Below are 19,946 nucleotides of genomic sequence, written 5' to 3' on the forward strand. Positions count from 1 at the left end.
TTGCGCCGATTCAGGTTCTGTATTCCACATTCGTCCTGCGCCCATTACACGCTTCCCGGAGTTTTCCCATGACGGCCCACGCCGACCTTTCGCCGACCCTTCAACTTGCCATCGACCTGATCCGTCGCCCCTCGGTGACGCCGATCGATGCCGACTGCCAGAAGCTGATGATGCAGCGCCTGGGCGACGCCGGTTTTGCACTTGAGCCGATGCGTATCGAAGACGTGGACAACTTCTGGGCCACCCATGGCAAACACGAAGGCCCGGTACTGTGCTTTGCCGGCCACACCGACGTGGTGCCAACCGGCCCGGTGCAGGCCTGGCAGAACGACCCGTTCGATGCGTTGATCGACGAACACGGCATGCTCTGCGGGCGTGGCGCGGCGGACATGAAAGGCAGCCTGGCGGCGATGCTGGTGGCCTCGGAGCGCTTTGTGACCGACTACCCGGACCACAAGGGTTCGGTGGCTTTTCTGATCACCAGCGATGAAGAAGGCCCGGCGCACCACGGCACCAAAGCGGTGATCGAACGCCTGGCGGCCCGCAAAGAGCGTCTGGACTGGTGCATCGTCGGTGAACCGTCGAGCACCACGCTGGTGGGCGACGTAGTCAAGAACGGCCGTCGCGGCTCCCTCGGTGCCACCCTGACCGTGCGCGGCGTGCAAGGCCACGTGGCGTACCCGCACCTGGCAAAGAACCCGATCCACCTGGCGGCCCCGGCGTTGGCGGAACTCGCCGCTGAGCATTGGGACGACGGCAACACCTTTTTCCCGCCAACCAGCTTCCAGATCTCCAACCTAAACTCCGGCACCGGCGCCACCAACGTGATCCCCGGCGACCTGACGGCAGTGTTCAACTTCCGCTTCTCCACCGAGTCCACCGTCGAAGGCCTGCAACAGCGGGTTGCGGCGATTCTGGATAAACACGGCCTGGACTGGCACGTTGAATGGGCCTTGTCGGGCCTGCCATTCCTCACCGAGCCGGGCGCGTTGCTCGACGCGGTATCGGCCAGCATCAAGGCGATTACCGGCCGCGAGACCAAGGCGTCCACCAGCGGTGGCACGTCCGATGGGCGTTTCATCGCCACATTGGGCACCCAAGTGGTCGAACTGGGCCCGGTCAACGCGACGATCCATCAGGTCAACGAACGCATCCTGGCCAGCGACCTCGACGTGCTGACCGAAATCTACTACCAAACCCTGATCAAGTTGCTCGCCTGATGCTCGCTTGCCCCCTTTGCAGCGCACCGCTCAACGCGGTGGATAATGGCGTGGCGTGCCCGGCCGGGCACCGTTTCGACCGTGCGCGTCAGGGTTACCTGAACCTGTTGCCGGTGCAGCACAAAAACAGCCGCGACCCAGGCGACAACCTCGCCATGGTCGAGGCACGCCGCGACTTTCTCAACGCCGGGCACTACGCACCGGTGGCCAAGCGCCTGGCCGAACTGGCCGCCGAGCGCGCGCCGCAGCGCTGGGTGGACATCGGGTGTGGCGAGGGTTACTACACCGCACAAATCGCCGATGCCCTGCCCCATGCTGACGGTTATGCGCTGGATATCTCCAAGGAGGCGGTGAAACGCGCGTGCAAACGCAACCCGGCGCTGACCTGGTTGATCGCCAGCATGGCCCGCGTGCCGTTGGCGTCGGGCAGTTGCCAGTTTCTCGCCAGCGTGTTCAGCCCTTTGGACTGGGAAGAGGCCAAGCGCCTGCTCAGCCCTGGCGGCGGCTTGATGAAGGTCGGCCCGACCGCCGGCCACTTGATGGAACTGCGCGAACGCCTGTACGACGAAGTGCGTGAATACACCGACGACAAGCATTTGGCTCTGGTGCCCGAAGGCATGAGCCTGGCGCACAGTGAAACGCTGGAGTTCACCCTGAGCCTGATCGAGCCCCAGGACCGCGCCAACCTGCTGGCGATGACGCCCCATGGCTGGCGCGCGAGTGCCGAGCGCCGTACTGAAGTGATCGAGGCTGCAGAGCCGCTGCGGGTCACAGTGTCGATGCGCTACGATTATTTCGTGCTTCAATAACCGACTTTTAAGTATCCGCGAATGGATTTTCGAATCCCGCAACGAGGAACATCCATGCGCCAACCTGATATCGAGATTTACCTGAAAGACGCCGACGTCGACTACAAGGCCATCGCCGCCTGGCTGGGTGCCGCCCTGGGCCCATGCACCGACTGGGTACAGAAAGGCCAGACCTACAAGTGCAAAGCCGGCACTGTACCGGTCACCTGGCTGCCCAAAGCCGTTGGCAAATGGAACAGCCTGCACCTGGACAGCGACCAGACGCCGTGGGACGACGACATCGCCTGCGCCCGCGCCGCCTTTGCCGCGCTGAACGTCGAAGTGCGCTGCGCGCCGGGTACCTGGGTTGAAGAAGAAGGTGAAGAAAGCGCTGATACCTGGATTCGCGTCAGTGCGGACGGCGAAGAGCAGATCACCTGGAAAACTGCATAACCCATAGATTGTGAACCCAATCAAAATGTGGGAGCGGGCTTGCTCGCGAAAGCGGTGGATCAGTCAACAGATGTATCAACTGACACACCGTATTCGCGAGCAAGCCCGCTCCCACATGGGTTCAGCGGTGTTGCAAAAATCAATTGTTACAGGCCCACCACATCCTCAGCCTGCAAACCCTTCTCGCCAGTCACCACGGCGTATTCCACCTGCTGACCCTCGGCCAATGAGCGGTGGCCCTCACCGCGAATGGCGCGGTAGTGCACAAACACATCCTTGCCGTCTTCACGCTGGATAAAGCCATAGCCCTTTGCATCGTTGAACCACTTCACATTGCCGGTTTCACGCGTTGCCATCTGTTCTTACTCCCACATGCATTTTTATTGTTGAGTCGCTCGCATTGAACTGCCGAGTATAAGACAGGCTCAAAAACGATCAACTCAAGTTTACATCGCTGCTTTTTTGCCGATTTTCGGCGAATACGGCACACTACCCGCCCGAGCACCTGCTCGGTTTTTTCCACTTGAAGCAGCACGCCTATGACCCGCTCCCCGTTCCGCCGTCTGGTGTTTGGCACCTTGCGCCGACTGTTGTACCTCTGGGTTCGCTCCGAGACGATCAACCAGTCGTCCCTAACCCTTAACCTGGACCGCAGCCGGCCGGTGTTTTACGTCCTGCAATCGCCCTCACTCACTGAACTGGCGGTGGTCGATAAGGAATGCACCAAGGCCGGCCTGCCGCGCCCGGTGCTGCCGGTGTCGGTGGGCTCGCTGATCGAACCCGCCGCGTTCTTCTACCTCACGCCCGAACCCGACTGGCTCGGCCGCCAGGACAAGCGCGGCGCGCCGCCAACCTTGACGCGCCTGGTCAACACCCTGACCGAGCACGCCGAAGAGAATGCACAAATCATTCCGGTCAGCGTGTTCTGGGGGCAGTCGCCCGAAAGCGAGTCCAGCCCATGGAAACTGCTGTTTGCCGACAGCTGGGCGGTCACCGGGCGTCTGCGCCGCTTGTTGAGCATTTTGATCCTGGGTCGCAAGACCCGCGTGCAATTCTCCGCGCCTATCAACCTGCGTGAATTGATCGAGCACAATAAAGGTCACGAACGCACCGTGCGCATGGCCCAACGCATCCTGCGTGTGCACTTTCGTAACCTGAAGACTGCGGTGATCGGCCCCGACCTGTCTCACCGCCGCAACCTGGTCAAAGGCCTGGTCAATATGCCGCTGGTGCGCCAGGCCATCGCCGATGAAGCCGAACGCGAGAAAATCACCCCGGAAAAAGCCAAGGCCCAGGCCCTGCGCTACGGCAACGAGATCGCCTCGGACTACACCTACACCGCGATCCGCTTTCTGGAAGTGGTGTTGAGCTGGTTCTGGAACAAAATCTACGACGGCATCAAGGTCAACAATATCGAAGGTGTGCAAAAGGTCGCCCAGGGTTACGAGGTGATCTACGTGCCTTGCCACCGCAGCCATATCGACTACCTGTTGCTGTCCTACCTGCTGTTCAAAAACGGCCTGACTCCGCCGCACATTGCCGCCGGCATCAACCTGAACATGCCCGTGATCGGCAGCCTGCTGCGCCGTGGCGGTGCGTTTTTCATGCGCCGCACCTTCAAGGGCAACCCGCTGTACACCTCGGTGTTCAACGAATACCTGCACACCCTGTTCACCAAGGGCTTCCCGGTGGAGTACTTCGTCGAAGGCGGCCGCTCGCGCACCGGGCGCATGCTGCAACCGAAAACCGGGATGCTGGCGATCACCCTGCGCAGCTTTTTGCGCTCCTCACGCATGCCGATCGTGTTTGTGCCGGTATATATCGGCTATGAGCGCGTGCTCGAAGGCCGTACTTACCTGGGCGAGCTGCGCGGGGCGAGCAAAAAGAAAGAATCGATCTTCGATATTTTCAAAGTCGTCGGCGCGCTCAAGCAGCGCTTTGGCCAGGTCGCAGTCAACTTCGGTGAGCCGATCAAGCTGGCCGAGTTCCTCGATGCCGAGCAGCCGGATTGGCGTGCCCAAGAGCTGGGCCCGAATTACAAACCGGCGTGGCTCAACGAAACCACCAACCGCCTCGGCGAGCAGGTGGCGCGCCACTTGAACGAAGCCGCAGCGGTCAACCCGGTGAACCTGGTGGCCCTGGCGCTGCTTTCGACCACGCGCCTGGCCCTGGATGAACAGGCCATGGCGCGCCAGTTGGACCTGTACCTGGCGCTGCTGCGCCGCGTGCCCTACTCGCCGCACACCACTTTGCCGGAAGGCGATGGCCTGGCGCTGATCAAGCACGTCAAGGACATGAACCTGCTCTCGGAGCAGAGTGACGCCCTGGGCAAGATTGTGTACCTGGATGAGCAAAATGCCGTCCTGATGACCTACTACCGCAACAACGTGCTGCACATCTTCGCCCTGCCGGCGCTGCTGGCGAGTTTTTTCCAGAGCAGCTCACGCATGAGCCGCGAACAGATCCTGCGCTACACCCGCGCGCTCTACCCGTACTTGCAGTCGGAGCTGTTTATTCGCTGGTCGCTGGAAGAATTGGACGCGGTAGTCGACCAATGGCTGGAAGCCTTCGTCGAGCAAGGTCTATTGCGTTTTGAAAACGCCGTATACCTGCGCCCGGCCCCGAGTTCGCGGCACTTTGTGCTGCTGACGCTGCTGTCCAAGAGCATCGCCCAGACCCTGCAACGGTTCTACATGGCGATCTCGCTGCTGCTCAACAGCGGCCAGAACAGCATCAGTGCCGAAGAGCTGGAAGACCTATGCACGATCATGGCCCAGCGCCTGTCGATCCTGCATGGCCTGAATGCGCCGGAATTCTTCGACAAGAGCCTTTTCCGACATTTTATCCAGACATTGCTGGAGCAAGATGTGCTGCGCCGCGACGAAGCTGGCAAGCTGAGTTACCACGACCTGCTCGGCGAACTGGCGGAGGGCGCGGCCAAACGCGTATTGCCTGCCGACATTCGCCTGTCGATTCGCCAGGTGGCCTTGCACCGCGTCGACGGTGCAGCTGAAGCGCCTGTGGAACCGGCAGAAAGCCGCTAGATTGACTGAGGCGCCGGGCTGTTTCCGGCGCCGTTGAAAAGGAGCTGTACCATGAAAAAGATCATCCTCCTGGGCCTTACCGCCCTGATCGGAGCCTGCCAATCCATGACTCCAGCCTCCAAGGCCAGCCTCGACGGCGAAGTGTTCTACCTGCAACGCATCGCGTTGCCGCCCGCTGCCACCTTGAGTGTCAGCCTGCAGGACGTGTCGCTGATGGACGCCCCGGCGGTGACCCTCGCCGAACAGAAAGGCCCGATCAAAGGCCAGGTGCCGTTGCCGTTTCACTTGAGCTATGACCCGGCCCAAATCAAGCCAGGCCACACTTACTCGGTGAGTGCGCGCATCGAGCTGGACGGCAAGCTACTGTTTATTACCACCGAACGCCACGCGGTGCAGCTCGACGGCAAAGACGAACAACCTCTGCGCCTGCGCGTTGATGCTGTCGCACACTGACATTTTCCAGCACATAAGCCCGAACATAAGGAAGCGCTCATGCTCCGTAACTCTCTTCGCCTCACTGCCCTGTGCGCCGGCCTGCTACTCGGTGCCAACGCCATGGCCCTCGACCTTGGCAGCCTGTCCCAGGGCGACGCCAGCGGCGGCCTCAAGGACGCCCTGACCCAAGGCGCACAGATCGCCGTGAAACAACTGGGCGCGCCCGGTGGTTTCAGCAACAACCCCGAAGTGAAGATCGGCTTGCCAGGCAAACTGGGCAAAGTCGCCGACAAGCTGAAGATGTTCGGCATGGGTGACCAGGTCACGCAGCTGGAAACCAGCATGAACAAGGCCGCCGAAACGGCCGTGACCCAGGCGCAGCCGATCCTGGTCAATGCGGTAAAAAACATGAGTGTGACCGACGCCAAGGGCATTCTCAGCGGCGGCCAGGACTCGGCGACGCAGTACCTGAATAAAAGCAGCCGCGAGCAGATCCGCGCCAAGTTCCTGCCGATCGTCAAGGCCGCTACCGACAAGGTTGGGGTTGCCCAGCAGTACAACGCCCTGGCTGGCAAGGCGGCAGCCTTTGGCGCAGTGGATGCCAAAAGTGCCAACGTTGAAAACTACGTGACCGAACAGGCGCTGGACGGCTTGTTCAAGATGATCGCGCAGCAGGAAGAAACCATTCGCAAAAACCCGGCGGCCGCGGCCACCAGCCTGGCGAAGAAGGTGTTTGGCGCGCTGTAAGCCCCGAACACGCTGGACCTACTGCGCCAAGGCCGCTTACCACGGGCCTTGGCGCAGTTGTTTCAGGCAAAGCCCATTAACGATTCAGCGTAAAAAGCGGATAGGTAGGCCTGTAGGGTGAAGGCAGCTCGTGGACCGTGTGTTGCTGTGGATACGGCCTGCCATGGCTGGTCTGGGTTGGATAGGTATGGCCCGCGTGTGGCCGCACTGTATGAGGACGATGTTGGTGATGATGGTGGTGGTGATCGTTTATTGCGTGCCCTGACCTATACCCCGTTCCAAAATCATTGCGCGGTACATTATTGCCCAGCAAGGCCCCGAGAAACGCACCTTTGAAAGCAGCAATAGCATCTAAAAAAGCCATATAAAACTCCATAAACTCATTAAAAAAGGCCAGACTGCCGAATTGGCAAAGTCCAAACCTGTGCCTGTCCATCAGGCAATTCTGAGTGGAGTAAAAAAAACAAACGTTCCAAAGCCGCACACGCCTGTTTGCATCAGCATGTGAATCAGTGAATCAACGCCCCTGCCAATCGGCCCATCATGATTGTGGCAAAACAACCGATAGCCACAGAGGTGACGCGGTTGATCTTCAAGGGGGTCAACCAGGCTTTCTGAAGCCCTTCAAAACGGCTGCCCAGTACGATCCAGGCAGCGCCTACCGGTATCACCACCATCGCCAGCAGAGCCATGAATCCGGCATACCCCGACAACGAGGCGAATGTGCCGATCGGCGCGATAAACGAAACAATCAGCAGGCCCTTGGGGTTCATCACCGTAAGCCAGAAAAAATGCAGGCCTGATAACCGATCGTGGGTTGAGTCGACACTGCTGGTGTGGCGTTGCCACAGCGTGAATGACAATTTGAGCAGGTAGCAGGCCGCCGCCATTTGCGTGGCTTTCACCGCCCAAGGTGACCAGGCCGAGAGGTAAAACAGCACCACGCCCCAGACAGAGACTTGCAGCAGGTAAGCCAGGCATTCAATCAATGCCATACGCCACGAAGCGGCAAACCCAAACAAGACGCCCGCGCGTAACAGCAGCGTGTTTGTCGGCCCGGGCACGACCAGTAACAGTACCAGTGTAGAAACGGTCCCAAACATGAAGGTTATCCTCGGTTGGAATGATCATGGGTCTTTCCACCGATAGCGCTACTACGTCAGCGTGAATGACCAGGCGACCGTTGCTACCATCAAAATCGCGAAGCTTACGTTAAGTCGTCGACTCCAAACGGGATGGATGAACAACTTGCGCATCCGGCTGCCCGCAAAAAGCCATAAAAAATCGAATACCACGCAAACCAATAAGCAAATAAGCGCCTTTGTGCCCTGCTCCCAGGCAGGCGACGTGCCCAAGGTGAAACTGCCCAGTAACGCTGCGAACGCGGCATACGCCTTGATATTCGCAACCCCCAGCACAAAACCGGCACCCCAGCCCGGCGTGACCACGGCTTGCTCATCCTCAATGGGCGGTGCCGTACCAATGCGGTAAGCCAGCCAAAAAATATAAACAATGGAGATGACCGTCAGCGCCACCGCCAACCCGGGAAAGCTGTGCAAGACCACATACAGCCCCGAGGCAACCAACGCCATGGCAATCACTAACCCCAGGGTGATCCCGACAAAAAACTGAAACGAGCGTTGCATGCCATAAGCCGCGCCGCTGGCTGCCAGCGCCAGGGTGGCGGGGCCAGGGCTGGCAAGTAAGGCGATCGCCGCGAGGGTGAAGGTGAATATCGCCTGGTAAACGGAAATCAGGATGTCAGGCATGCACGCGTCCTTTGTGACTACGTTCAGGATGGCTCAACCGGGTAGCCCATTTTCGTGGCAGTAATAGATTGTCCTGTGGTTCTTCATGAAATCAATCACACCATTGGCAACGCCCATCGGGTCCTCTTTATGCAGGAGCACCCGGGCAATCTGCTCGGCGATCCAGGCGATTTCCGGCTCCTTCATGCCCAGGCGAGTAACCTCGACAGTGCCGAGCCGAATGCCTGTTTCTCGGTAAGGGTCAGTGTCCCAAGGCAGCGGCATTTCGTTGGTGATGATGTTGGCGGCCTCCAGGCGCTGTACGGCCTCACGGCCGCAGGCGAAGGGCTTTGAATCAATCACAATCTGATGGGTTCGGGTGTAACCCTGTTCTCGATAGAACGCAGTCACCCCCCGAAACTCCAGGTGCCTGGCCAACGCCTGGGCGTTACTGACCACCTGTTTCATGTAGGTTTGCCCGAACTCGAGCATTTCTGTGGCCGCCACCGCGAGCGCAGCCACGCGGTTGATTTGATGGCTACCGGTCAGCGTAGGGAAAATCGCCTCGTGCAGAGGCGCTGTCAGTGCTGCATCGTTCCAGACAATGACGCCGCCCTGAGGACCACTGAACGTCTTCCCGGAAGACCCGGTCATCAGGTCGGCGCCCTCAGCCAATGGGTCTTGGAACAGGCCGGCACTGATCAAGCCCAATTGGTGGGCGGCGTCGAAATAGACCTTGCCACCCCAGGATGAAACGATGCCTTTGATGTCCGCCAACGGCAACGGAAACAAGGTCAGTGTCATGCCCAACCCAATCACAGCAGGTTTGAGGGTCTGAGCGATTTCACTGAAGCGTGTCAGGTCGATGTCTGCAGTTTTGTGCACAAACGGAATGTCCCACACCTTGAGTCCGCGAACCCCTGGCGGCCCGTTGGTGCGATTACTGGTATCTCCACCGCGGATCACTGGCACAGTCATCACGTTGTCTTCAGGACGGGCCAACGCTGTGTACGCAGCCAGTACAGCCGCCATACCGCCCATCAAACGATGATCGGCGTGCCGGGCACGCAGCGTGATTTTAAGCAGTTCCACGCAAAGCGATTCCAGCTCGTCGATGTTCTTCATGCCGGAGAAAAAACGGTTGTCACGCCCGATATGCCCACCCGATGCGCGCGTACCCACCTCACTGGCCAGTAACGCACGCACCGAGGGGCTGGTGGGTGATTCTGCTGCCACCAGATTAATGCACTGCTGCCCACGCCATTGCTCATTGCGAACCACCGCCGCCCGGACCAGATCGGCCATGGCCGAGTGTGATTGCGCCTGCTTGAGCAAGGCATTGGCGCGCTGGAGGCATTCAATATCATGCATGACCATCATCCCATCTGTTCGCGTGACAACCAGCCACAGGTGTTTTACGTCAGGCTTTTGGCGGCCTCAACATGCTGGTCTTCCCACCAGCGATCATTGCCGTGCAGGTTTGCGCTGAGATCTTTTTCTGCCGCCCACGTCATATTGAGGATGATCCGGGTGGCATCTTCATTGAGTGGAATGGTGCGGTGCAGGGTGGTGTCGGTGCGCAGGAAATAAATATCTCCGGTCTTGAAACCGTAAGTCGCTATCGGGTTACTGCACAGCAGCTCGTGAATCCTCGGGTTGGATTTGTCCCACGAGGTATGGGGCACGCACTGCAACATCCCACCCTTGGCGACAGGGGGCGTTTCGATAATCCAGATCAGTGCGAAGCTGTAATCCCCCCAGTGCCATCCATGGGTGTCGCCTTTGCGCTCCTGCTTGGTGATCAGGTACTCCTCGTCCTTGGAGACGGACGGGACAATACGGGTTCCGGCTATCTGTGACAGGGTGCCAAGCAACACATCAGACTTCGACAGCGCATTAATGAGAAGGCTGTTTTCAGCAATGAACTCGCTGCGCACGACACTCATATAACGCGGTGTATTATCGGTAGTTGCCAGGTGCAGGTCACGCCGTTCAAGTTGGCGCTCGATCAAACTTTTTACTTCAACGGTAATCTGCTCACGCAAATCATCATCCACAACATCACGCAACTTTATAAACCCATCACGGGCAAACTCATGACGTTGCGAAAACAATCGCTGCTCAGAAAAATTATTATCATGGTGCTTTTGCAAGCGTGCCTCATCAAGTACGTGGTTCATTTCAATCCCTCGATAAATAGATCAAGTTGAAATAGCGCTACAGTACTGCGTATGACTGCAGACAAAACAATAGGTAGGACTTTTCGAAAAATCCATTCTTTTTTGAGGGATCTGTGGTATGTAAGATTTTCACGCTATTTCATCAATGTTCGTAAGGTCCATCTAATGAAAAGGCTTACAAAAAACGATCAGACACTCGATGCAATTGATCGCGCGCTGCTGGTCGCCCTGCATCAGAATGCCCGCGCCTCTATCCGCGCCCTTGGCCGGCAGGTGGGGCTCTCCGCTCCTGGTTGCAGCGAGCGTCTCAAACGCCTGGAAGTGGCAGGGGTTATAAGTGGGTTCAGCGTAGAGTTGGACGCGCAGGCACTGGGGTTTGCGCTGCAGGCACTGGTGCGGGTAAAACCGCTGACGGGAAATTTTCAAACAGTGGAGCAGCTACTGTCAGACATGCCTGAATGTATTGTCTGTTACAAGATCACCGGGGAAGACAGTTTCGTCTGCCATCTGTACACACACTCTGTCAGCCACCTTGATCAAACCTTGCAAAAAATAACGCCGTTGGCCGACACCAACACCTCGATTATAAAAACCGTCGAGAAGAAACTGCCCATATTCTAAATAAACAAGTGGGAGACATTCAGGCTTAAACAGCAGTTATCGAATTTCAGGCTGTTCCCACACCCGTCAATACTATCGACACGCCTTCACGCCTCCCGCTATGAACTAGTGCGCCTCCTTCTTAATGCGAAACCATGCCGCATACAGGGCTGGCAAGAACAATAACGTCAACGCCGTCGCCACAATCAGCCCACCCATGATTGCCACGGCCATCGGCCCGAAGAACACGCTGCGCGACAGCGGAATCATCGCCAGTACCGCCGCAAGCGCCGTCAGTACAATCGGGCGGAAGCGTCGGACGGTGGCTTCGATGATCGCTTGCCAGGGCGCGAGCCCGGCTTTGATGTCTTGTTCGATCTGGTCCACCAGGATCACCGAGTTACGCATGATCATGCCCGACAGCGCGATGGTGCCGAGCATGGCGACAAAGCCGAAGGGCTGGCGGAACACCAGCAGGAACAGAGTCACACCTATCAAGCCCAGCGGCGCCGTCAGAAACACCATCGCCGTGCGTGAGAAGCTGCGCAGTTGTAGCATCAGCAAGGTCAGTACCACCACGATAAACAGCGGCACACCGGCCTTGACCGAGTTCTGGCCACGGGCCGAATCCTCGACGGTGCCGCCCACTTCGAGCAGATAACCGTCGGGCAATTCGGCGCGCACACCTTCCAGGGTCGGCAGGATCTGCTGGACCAGGGTCGCCGGCTGTTCCTTGCCGTAGATGTCGGCACGCACGGTCACCGTCGGCAGGCGGTTGCGGTGCCAGATGATGCCTTCTTCGAAGCCATACTCAAGTGTCGCAATCTGCGACAAAGCTACGCTTTTGCCATTGTCGGTCGGCACCGCCAGGCTTGGCAGCAGCGACAGTTCGGAACGTTCATGCACGGTGCCGCGCAGCAGGATTTCGATCAACTCGTTGTCCTCGCGGTACTGGCTGACGCTGGAACCGGTCAAGGAACTTTGCAGGAACTTCGACAGGTTGGCGGTGCTGACGCCGAGGGCACGGGCGCGGTCCTGGTCGATATTCAAGTAGACGATCTTGCTCGGCTCTTCCCAGTCCAGGTGCACGTTGACCACGTGGGTATTTTCGCGAACCTTGGCCGCGACCTTGCGCGCCAGGGCACGGACTTCTTCGATGTGCTCGCCGGTCACACGAAATTGCACCGGGTAGCCCACGGGCGGGCCGTTTTCCAAGCGCGTGACGCGTGAACGCAGGTCGGGGAATTGTTCGTTAAGGGTCTCGATCAGCCAGGTGCGCAGGCTTTCACGTTCTTCAATGGTTTTGGCCAACACCACAAACTGCGCAAAGCTGGCGGCCGGCAGTTGCTGGTCCAGCGGCAGGTAGAAACGCGGCGAACCGGTGCCCACGTAGGCCACGTAGTTGTCGATGCCGGCATGTTCCTTGAGCAAGGCTTCCAGGCGCTTGACCTGATCGGCGGTGTTGCTCAGCGAGGCACCTTCAGCCAGTTTCAGGTCGACCATCAGCTCCAGGCGACCGGAGGCCGGGAAGAACTGCTGTGGCACAAAACGGAACAGCGCCACCGAGCCGATAAACAACAACAAGGTCAATACGATCACGGTTTTGCGCCGACGCACACACCATTCGACCAAGCGTCTTACCCGCTGGTAGAACGGCGTGCCGTAGGGATCCGGCCCATCGGTGCCGTGTTTGGCCGCATGAATCTTCGCCAGGTCCGGCAGGAGTTTTTCTCCCAGGTACGGCACAAACACCACCGCCGCGACCCACGAGGCCAGCAGGGCAATGGTCACCACCTGAAAAATCGAACGGGTGTATTCGCCGGTGCTCGATTGCGCAGTGGCAATCGGCAGGAAACCTGCGGCAGTGATCAATGTGCCGGTGAGCATTGGGAACGCGGTGCTGGTCCAGGCAAAACTCGCGGCCTTGAGCCGGTCGTAGCCCTGCTCCATTTTGATCGCCATCATTTCCACGGCGATGATTGCATCGTCCACCAGCAAACCCAGGGCCAGCACCAAGGCGCCAAGGGAAATTTTGTGCAGGCCGATGCCCAGGTAATACATGGTCGCAAAGGTCATCGCCAGCACCAGCGGGATCGCCAGGGCCACCACCATGCCGGTGCGTACGCCGAGAGAGAAGAAGCTCACCAGCAGCACGATGGCCAGGGCTTCAGCCAGTACCTGGACGAATTCGCCGACGCTGGTTTTAACCGCCGCCGGTTGGTCCGAGACCTTGCGCAGTTCCATGCCTGCCGGAAGGTTCTTCTGCAGGCGTGCGAATTCGCCTTCAAGCGCCTTGCCCAGTACCAGAATGTCACCGCCGTCGCGCATCGCCACGGCCAGGCCAATGGCGTCTGCGCCCATGTAGCGCATGCGCGGCGCGGGTGGGTCGTTGAAGCCGCGGTGGATTTGCGCCACGTCACCGATGCGGAAGGTGCGGTCCCCTACGCGGATCGGGAAGTTACGGATCTCATCGACCGTTTTGAAGTTACCCGAGACCCGCAGTTGCACGCGTTCCGTCGGGGTTTCAAAGAAACCGGCGGTGGAGACGGCGTTCTGCTCCTGCAGTGCCTGCTGCACCGCAGCCAATGGCAGGCCAAGGGTGGCGAGCTTGAGGTTGGACAGCTCGATCCAGATCTTCTCATCCTGCAGGCCCAACAGCTCGACCTTGCCCACATCCGGCACGCGTTGCAGTTGAATCTGGATGCGGTCGGCGTAGTCCTTAAGCACCGCGTAGTCAAAACCGTCACCGGTCAGGGCGTAGATATTGCCGAAGGTGGTGCCGAATTCATCGTTGAAAAACGGCCCCTGGATATCCGGCGGCAAGGTCTGGCGAATGTCGCTGATCTTCTTGCGCACCTGGTACCACAGCTCCGGGATTTGCGCCGAGTGCATCGAGTCGCGGGCCATGAAGGTGACCTGGGACTCACCGGGCCGCGAGAACGAGACAATGCGCTCGTACTCGCCCGTCTCCATCAGCTTCTTCTCGATACGCTCAGTGACCTGGCGCGAGACTTCCTGGGCCGTGGCGCCCGGCCAGTTAGTCTTGATGACCATGGCCTTGAAGGTAAACGGCGGGTCTTCACTTTGCCCCAGCTTGGTGTAGGACAAGGTGCCGACCACTGCCAGCAGGATCATCAGGAACAGTACGATCTGGCGATTACGCAACGCCCATTCGGAAAGATTGAAACCCATCGGGGACTACTCCTTGGCCGCCAGATTCACTACTCGGTTGGAGCGATCCACCGGGCGCACTTGCTGGCCCTCATGGAGCACATGCACACCCGCCGCGATCACCCAATCGGTGGGGGCCAAGCCTTCGAGCACCGGCACGGTTTTTTCACCAAAGGCACCGATGCGCACCGGCGTTCGCTTAAGCGTGTTGTCCGGCTGCACCCGCCAGACGTAGGACGCACCGTTCTCTGCGCTCAGGGCCGACAGCGGCACTGACAGTGGAACGACGCCATCGGCCTGGATGAAGACGCGGGCACTCTGGCCCAGCTCGGCGGGGACTTTGCCGCCGGTGAAGGCGACACGTGCGGCGAAGGTGCGGGATTTTGGATCGGCAGCCGGTGAGAGTTCACGAATGCGCCCGGCGAAACGTTGGTCGGGCTGGCTCCACAACTCTACCGACACCGGCTGGCCGATCTTGAAGCGGCCAAAACCTTGCTCGGGCAGGCTGATCAGCACTTCGCGCTCGCCGTCGGTGGCCAGGGTGAACACCGTTTGGCCGGCGGACACCACTTGGCCGACTTCCACCGCACGCTTGGCAACCACGCCATCTTGAGGCGCACGCAACACGGCGTAGCCGGCCTGGTTGCTCGACACGTCGAACTCAGCCTTGATCTGCTTAAGGCGTGCTTCACCGGATCGGTAGAGGTTTTCGGAATTGTCGTACTGCGAGCGGCTGACCATCTGACGGTCCATCAGGGTCTTGTAGCGGTCGCGTTCGGCGCGCACCAGGCTCAGGTTGGCTTCGGCGGCCGCAACCTGGGCGCGGGTGGCTTCCAGTTGCAGGCGCACGTCCTGAGGGTCGAGCTCTGCCAATGGCTGGTTGGCCTTGACCCGCTCGCCCTCCTCCACCAGGCGTTTACTGACTTTGCCGCCAATTCGAAAGGCCAGGTCCGGCTCATAACGGGCGCGTACTTCACCCGGAAAACTGTCCATCGCCAGTGCTGACGGCTGCGGTTGCACCACCATGGCCGGGCGGACGGTAGTTTGGGCCGCTTCTTCATGGCCGCAGGCGGCCAACAGGAAGACCAGGCTGACAGGCAACGCAAGGGGCAGGAAAGTGCTGCGCATGCTGAAGGACCTTTCGCAAATGGAGCTAGGAATAATTATACTGGCCGGTATGTTATTAATACCAAACTCACCAGTCCAGTATTAAAGGTGAAAATGTCCGACAATCGTGTAAACACCAATAGCCCCGGGCGTCCCAAGGACATGGCAAAACGCCAGGCAATCCTCGAAGCAGCCAAAATCCTGTTTTTGAGCAATGGCTACGCCAGCACCAGCATGGATGCCGTGGCCCTTGAGGCCGGCGTGTCAAAACTGACGGTCTACAGCCACTTCACCGATAAAGAGACCTTGTTCACCGCCGCCGTCGTGGCCAAGTGCGAGGAACAGTTGCCGGTGATGTATTTCGAGTTGCCCGCAGGCATGCCGGTGCACACCGTGCTGCTGAACATCGCACGCGGCTTCCATCGGCTGATCAACAGCGAAGAATCGGTGAACCTGCACCGCTTGATGATGACCACCGGCAACCAGGACGTGAAACTCTCGCAGATCTTCTTTGAAGCCGGGCCTATGCGCATGCTGCAAGGCATGGAGCGCCTGCTCAGCCGTATCGACCAGAGCGGCGCCTTGAGCATCGACAAACCGTTTACGGCGGCCGAGCACTTCTTTTGCCTGCTCAAGGGCACGGCGAATTTTTGTTTGTTGTATGGGTGTGGCGGCCAGTTGAGCGAAGAAGCCGCCGAAGCGCATGTGCAGGAGGTGGTGGGGTTGTTTATGCGGGCGTATCGGCCTTGAAGATTTGAGTTGCCTGATCGGGCGCTATCGCAGGCAAGCCAGCTCCCACCTTTGACTGTGTTCACAAATCAAAAGGTGGGAGCTGGCTTGCCTGCGATGAGGCCCAAAAGAGCAACAATGATTCAGGACTTGAGCGCTTTCTTCGGATAAATGTCATACCGGCTGGACTTGCCATCCAACGCATGACTAGGCTTGGGCCCGTCAATACACGGCGCCTTGCGCGGGCGCTTGACCACCACGCGGTGGCTGGCCAACGCCAAGGCCGCCGCGAGCAAGGCCGGTGCGTCCGGATCATCGCCCACCAATGGGCGAAACAGGCGCATTTCCTTCTTTACCAGCGCCGTTTTCTCACGGTGCGGGAACATCGGGTCCAGGTAGATCACCTGCGGCGGCTCGCGCTCCCAGTTGCGCATCACCTCGATCGAGTTGCCCTTGAGCAACTGCATGCGCGCCACAATGGGCGCCACTTCAAAGTCATCCGCACCACGGGCCAGGCCGTCCTCGAGCAAGGCACCGATCAACGGCTGACGCTCGATCAGGCTCATCTCGCAGCCCAGGCTGGCGAGGACGAACGCGTCTTTGCCCAGGCCCGCCGTGGCGTCCAGCACCCGTGGGCGCACGCCTTGGGCAACGCCCACCGCCTTGGCGATCATCTGCCCGCTGCCACCGCCGTATAACCGCCGATGCGCCGCGCCGCCTTCGACGAAGTCCACGCGTACCGGCCCCGGCGCGTCAGGCCCTAGCTGTTGCAATTGCAGGCCGTGCTCCCCGACTTGCAGGCAAAAATCCGCCTCATCCAGCTGCAAAGGCAGGCCAAGCTGCGCGGCCCAGTGCTCGGCACGGGCCTTGAAACCGTCGGCCAAAGCCTCGACCCGAATGCGGCTGGCCGCTGGTTGTTCGCTCATCAATCGCTACGCTCAAAAATATTAAGGATCGGCAAACAACGGCCGATAAAAACAACAGTCAGGTATTTTGCCAGAGCTGAGCGTCGACCGAGAAAAATGTCAGACATTCTTCCCCTAACCATCGGTGTACTGCCGACCCACAACCACTACGGCCTGCGCAATACCCAAGCGCTGGCCGGGGTGAGCCATGTGTGGCAGGACTTCTTCGCCCGTGCGCTGGCCGAGCAGCTTGGCGATACGCCGGGCGCGCTGGCGGCCAAGGCGCCGGCGCCGAAGGACCCGGCGGTAGAACCCAGCGAAGGCGCCGACCTGTTGTCGCAGATCCTCACCCAGCGTGAGTGCGACGTACAAGACACCGAGATCGCCCCACCGGAGCCGCTGTTCCTGCCCATCGCCGAATTTGAAACAGAGTTGCTGCCGCCGCCGGCCAAGCCGTTCCCGGCAGAAGAAATCATCGCCCAACAGCGCCAGCAAAACTTCGACAGTGGCTGGGTCCGCCCGCTTGTGCTCAACGCCGGCAACCCGCCGCCTGAGCCTGGCCCGGCGCCGCAACCCCGGCCGCTGCACCTGCCGATTGCCGAGTTCGAACTGGACCTGCTGCCACCGCCTGCCACGCCTTACCCGGCCGAGGAGCTGGTGGCGCAACAGAAGGCGCTGGACTTCGACTACCACTGGGCACGCCCGCTGATCCTCAATAACCTGCGCCTGGCGGCCTGATTCAGTCTTTGAAAAAACCGTTGGCCTGACTGAACGGCATCTTGCGTTCAGTGAAGGTAAAAGTGCCCAACTCATACACTTCCTGCGCCGCCCGATAGAATTCGCCATACGCCGCCAGGGCCATGGCCGAGCCGACGCTGATACGGCGTACGCCCATCTCGCTCAACTGCGCCACGCTCAGGTTCAAGCCACCGGACATCAACACATTCACAGGTTTGGGCGCCACCGCCTTGACCACTGCGAGCACTTCTTCGGCACTGCGCAAAGCGGGGGCGTAGAGCACGTCCGCACCGGCTTCGGCGTAGGCTTGCAGGCGGCGGATGGTGTCAGGCAAATCCAGGCGACCATGCAGGAGGTTTTCTGCACGGGCTGTGAGCGTGAAGGCAAATGGCAAGCTGCGGGCAGCGGCGACGGCAGCCTCAACACGCTCCACCGACAGGTCAAACGGATAGATCGGGTCGACCGCAATGCCTGTGGCGTCTTCGATAGAGCCACCCACAATACCGCTGGCCGCGGCGCGCAGGATGGTCTGGGCGCAGCCTTCGGGGGTGTCGCTGAAGCCGTTCTCCAGGTCAGCCGCCACCGGCAGCGCAGTGGCCCGCACGATCGAGGACGCATTGGCCAAGGTGTCTTCAAGGGATAATGCGCCTTCCGCATCCGGCCGCCCGAGGCTGAACGCATAGCCCGCACTGGTCGTGGCCAACGCTTCGAAACCCAGGCTGGCGAGCATGATGGCGGAGCCGGCGTCCCACGGGTTGGGCATCACAAACGCGCGGTCACGTTCATGCAAGGCCTTGAAGGTTTCGGCGCGAAGGGATTGGGCATCCATGGCTGACTCCTGTCGAAAAAAGGAGCCCTAGAGTAACCCCAGTTGCTCCGCTGCGGGTTCCCGATGCAAGGTCGGCAGCGCTGGCAAACCCGGCAGGCGCAGCATCAACTGTTGGTGAAAACGCAGCGCCAGTTGCGCGGCAAGGCGGTTATCCGAGGTGTGCAGGAACACATAGGGCGTGCGCCCCTCTTCGATCCAGCCAGCAATTTTTTCCACCCACGGGATCAGGAACGGGTCATTGGCCTCCAATTCCGGGTGGCCGATGAAGCGTACTTGAGGGAACAGCGTCAGCGCCGCCGGCCGTGTTGGCACCTTGGGTTTTTTCGATTGGGCGTGCAGCACAGCGGCCGACGTTGAAGTGCAACTGAACAGCGCACGTGGATCAAGGCAAATACGCTCGACGCCACGGTCGCGCAACAGGCGGTTGAGCCTGCGCTCGGCATCGCCCTTGGCGAAGAACTCCGGGTGACGCACTTCCACGGCCAGCGGACGCTCCAGGCCATCAATGAAACCGGCCAGTTCGCCCAGGCGTTGCGGTGAAAAGCTCGCCGACAATTGCAGCCACAGGGGTGAAACCCGCTCACCCAGCGGGCTCATCAAACCGACAAAACTTTCTGCCGCCGGTAACTGCTCGCGCAGGTCGCCGCCGTGGCTGATATCGCCGGGGAATTTGGCGGTGAAGCGAAAATCCTCAGGCATGATTTCAGCCCAGCGCTGTACCGTGGCGGCCGAGGGGCGGGCATAAAACGTGGTGTTGCCTTCAACGGCGTTGAAGACTTGGGAATACAGGGCGAGGTAGTCGCTGGAACGGGCATCGGCCGGGTACAGGTACTCGCGCCAGGCATTTTCACTCCAGGACGGGCAGCCGATGTAGTAAGGCAGGCGCATCAGATGTGGATGTCGAGACCCAGCACTTCCATATCCCATTCGACAAAGCCGGCGGTGGTCAGGTAGCTGGCCAGCGCGGTGGCGACGCTTTTGCTCATGGAACGGGGGAAGACCATGTCTTGCTGACGAGCAGGAAGGCCACTGATGCGTGCAGCGCCAGAACCTTGGGCACTGGGCTGCGACTCGGACTGAACCTCAATGAAGTCCGGCGAATCTTCGACGGACTCGTCTACCGTGACGTTCGCCTTGCGCGGCTTACGCTTGAGTGGGTAGGACTGTGGGGAAAAGCCGTCTATACGCATACATGCAGACTCGGTATCAATGATGGCAATTTAGCGGCACTTTCCGTAGCGCGCAAATGCTC

20 protein-coding genes are annotated in these 19,946 nt (G+C 59.8%); 9 read left to right on the top strand and 11 right to left on the bottom strand.

Annotated elements, in window-relative coordinates; genetic code table 11:
• Positions 1-68 precede the first annotated feature (68 nt).
• The 3 genes from dapE to FFI16_RS20035 are packed head-to-tail and all read left to right on the top strand — an operon-like array spanning position 69 to position 2,461.
• Positions 69-1,220: a succinyl-diaminopimelate desuccinylase gene (gene dapE / locus FFI16_RS20025; RefSeq protein ID WP_056857547.1), complete on the top strand. Its 1,152-nt coding sequence runs from the start codon at positions 69-71 to the stop codon at positions 1,218-1,220.
• Positions 1,220-2,029, top strand: coding sequence for a putative RNA methyltransferase (locus tag FFI16_RS20030; protein WP_138816467.1), 810 nt, complete (start codon positions 1,220-1,222; stop codon positions 2,027-2,029). The genes dapE and FFI16_RS20030 overlap by 1 nt, the downstream gene beginning before the upstream one ends.
• Positions 2,030-2,083: 54 nt before the next feature.
• Positions 2,084-2,461, top strand: a complete 378-nt coding sequence (locus FFI16_RS20035; protein ID WP_138816468.1) for a hypothetical protein — start codon at positions 2,084-2,086, stop codon at positions 2,459-2,461.
• 146 nt (positions 2,462-2,607) lie between these two features.
• Here the strand turns inward: FFI16_RS20035 and FFI16_RS20045 are convergent, their stop codons facing one another.
• Entirely contained in the window at positions 2,608-2,817 is a 210-nt protein-coding gene (locus FFI16_RS20045; RefSeq protein WP_003219353.1) for a cold-shock protein, read from the bottom strand.
• A gap of 183 nt (positions 2,818-3,000) precedes the next feature.
• Between FFI16_RS20045 and plsB the strand changes: the two genes are divergently transcribed.
• Genes plsB through FFI16_RS20060 form a run of 3 tightly spaced genes read left to right on the top strand, consistent with a single transcriptional unit; the run spans position 3,001 to position 6,687 of the window.
• Positions 3,001-5,505: a glycerol-3-phosphate 1-O-acyltransferase PlsB gene (gene plsB, locus FFI16_RS20050; RefSeq protein ID WP_138816469.1), complete on the top strand. Its 2,505-nt coding sequence runs from the start codon at positions 3,001-3,003 to the stop codon at positions 5,503-5,505.
• A 51-nt stretch (positions 5,506-5,556) separates the two neighbouring features.
• Positions 5,557-5,958 carry a YbaY family lipoprotein gene (locus tag FFI16_RS20055; RefSeq protein ID WP_138816470.1) on the top strand — a complete coding sequence of 134 codons (402 nt, stop codon included), beginning with the start codon at positions 5,557-5,559 and terminating at the stop codon, positions 5,956-5,958.
• Between the two features lie 39 nt (positions 5,959-5,997).
• Positions 5,998-6,687, top strand: a complete 690-nt coding sequence (locus FFI16_RS20060; RefSeq protein ID WP_138816471.1) for a DUF4197 domain-containing protein — start codon at positions 5,998-6,000, stop codon at positions 6,685-6,687.
• A 509-nt stretch (positions 6,688-7,196) separates the two neighbouring features.
• On the opposite strand, the gene FFI16_RS20065 is transcribed toward FFI16_RS20060, so the two are convergent.
• From FFI16_RS20065 to FFI16_RS20080, 4 genes are read right to left on the bottom strand one after another with little or no spacing between them, the layout of a single operon-like run.
• Positions 7,197-7,790, bottom strand: a complete 594-nt coding sequence (locus FFI16_RS20065; RefSeq protein WP_138816472.1) for a threonine transporter RhtB — start codon at positions 7,788-7,790, stop codon at positions 7,197-7,199.
• A gap of 51 nt (positions 7,791-7,841) precedes the next feature.
• On the bottom strand, positions 7,842-8,456 hold the full coding sequence (locus tag FFI16_RS20070) for a LysE family translocator (RefSeq protein ID WP_138816473.1): 615 nt from the start codon (positions 8,454-8,456) through the stop codon (positions 7,842-7,844).
• A 33-nt stretch (positions 8,457-8,489) separates the two neighbouring features.
• A complete protein-coding gene (gene glyA, locus FFI16_RS20075) occupies positions 8,490-9,806 on the bottom strand; it encodes a serine hydroxymethyltransferase (protein ID WP_256666275.1) in 1,317 nt (438 codons plus the stop codon).
• A gap of 44 nt (positions 9,807-9,850) precedes the next feature.
• Positions 9,851-10,615 carry an ArpA protein gene (locus tag FFI16_RS20080; protein ID WP_138816475.1) on the bottom strand — a complete coding sequence of 255 codons (765 nt, stop codon included), beginning with the start codon at positions 10,613-10,615 and terminating at the stop codon, positions 9,851-9,853.
• A gap of 165 nt (positions 10,616-10,780) precedes the next feature.
• Between FFI16_RS20080 and FFI16_RS20085 the strand changes: the two genes are divergently transcribed.
• Positions 10,781-11,236, top strand: a complete 456-nt coding sequence (locus FFI16_RS20085) for an Lrp/AsnC family transcriptional regulator (protein ID WP_138816476.1) — start codon at positions 10,781-10,783, stop codon at positions 11,234-11,236.
• A 105-nt stretch (positions 11,237-11,341) separates the two neighbouring features.
• On the opposite strand, the gene FFI16_RS20090 is transcribed toward FFI16_RS20085, so the two are convergent.
• Both FFI16_RS20090 and FFI16_RS20095 read right to left on the bottom strand, forming a co-directional pair.
• The gene (locus tag FFI16_RS20090) at positions 11,342-14,407 is read right to left on the bottom strand and encodes an efflux RND transporter permease subunit (protein WP_138816477.1); all 3,066 of its coding nucleotides are present in this window, start codon (positions 14,405-14,407) and stop codon (positions 11,342-11,344) included.
• Positions 14,408-14,413: 6 nt separating this feature from the next.
• Positions 14,414-15,514 carry an efflux RND transporter periplasmic adaptor subunit gene (locus FFI16_RS20095; protein WP_138816478.1) on the bottom strand — a complete coding sequence of 367 codons (1,101 nt, stop codon included), beginning with the start codon at positions 15,512-15,514 and terminating at the stop codon, positions 14,414-14,416.
• A gap of 93 nt (positions 15,515-15,607) precedes the next feature.
• Here FFI16_RS20095 and FFI16_RS20100 point away from each other — a divergent pair, with 93 nt between their 5' ends.
• Positions 15,608-16,243 (top strand): TetR/AcrR family transcriptional regulator, encoded by a 636-nt coding sequence (locus tag FFI16_RS20100; protein WP_138816479.1) that lies wholly within the window; start codon positions 15,608-15,610, stop codon positions 16,241-16,243.
• A 122-nt stretch (positions 16,244-16,365) separates the two neighbouring features.
• Here FFI16_RS20100 and FFI16_RS20105 read toward each other — a convergent pair whose 3' ends face one another.
• Entirely contained in the window at positions 16,366-17,148 is a 783-nt protein-coding gene (locus tag FFI16_RS20105; protein WP_138816480.1) for a class I SAM-dependent methyltransferase, read from the bottom strand.
• Between the two features lie 96 nt (positions 17,149-17,244).
• On the opposite strand from FFI16_RS20105, the gene FFI16_RS20110 reads away from it, so the two are divergent.
• Entirely contained in the window at positions 17,245-17,865 is a 621-nt protein-coding gene (locus FFI16_RS20110; RefSeq protein ID WP_138816481.1) for an energy transducer TonB, read from the top strand.
• A 1-nt stretch (position 17,866) separates the two neighbouring features.
• On the opposite strand, the gene FFI16_RS20115 is transcribed toward FFI16_RS20110, so the two are convergent.
• From FFI16_RS20115 to FFI16_RS20125, 3 genes are read right to left on the bottom strand one after another with little or no spacing between them, the layout of a single operon-like run.
• On the bottom strand, positions 17,867-18,694 hold the full coding sequence (locus FFI16_RS20115) for an oxaloacetate decarboxylase (RefSeq protein ID WP_138816482.1): 828 nt from the start codon (positions 18,692-18,694) through the stop codon (positions 17,867-17,869).
• Between the two features lie 27 nt (positions 18,695-18,721).
• Positions 18,722-19,582: a DUF72 domain-containing protein gene (locus FFI16_RS20120; RefSeq protein WP_138816483.1), complete on the bottom strand. Its 861-nt coding sequence runs from the start codon at positions 19,580-19,582 to the stop codon at positions 18,722-18,724.
• Positions 19,582-19,884 (bottom strand): hypothetical protein, encoded by a 303-nt coding sequence (locus FFI16_RS20125; protein WP_138816484.1) that lies wholly within the window; start codon positions 19,882-19,884, stop codon positions 19,582-19,584. The genes FFI16_RS20120 and FFI16_RS20125 overlap by 1 nt, the downstream gene beginning before the upstream one ends.
• Between the last annotated feature and the right edge of the window lie 62 nt (positions 19,885-19,946).

Source organism: Pseudomonas sp. KBS0710 (genome assembly GCF_005938045.2).
Lineage (GTDB): Bacteria > Pseudomonadota > Gammaproteobacteria > Pseudomonadales > Pseudomonadaceae > Aquipseudomonas.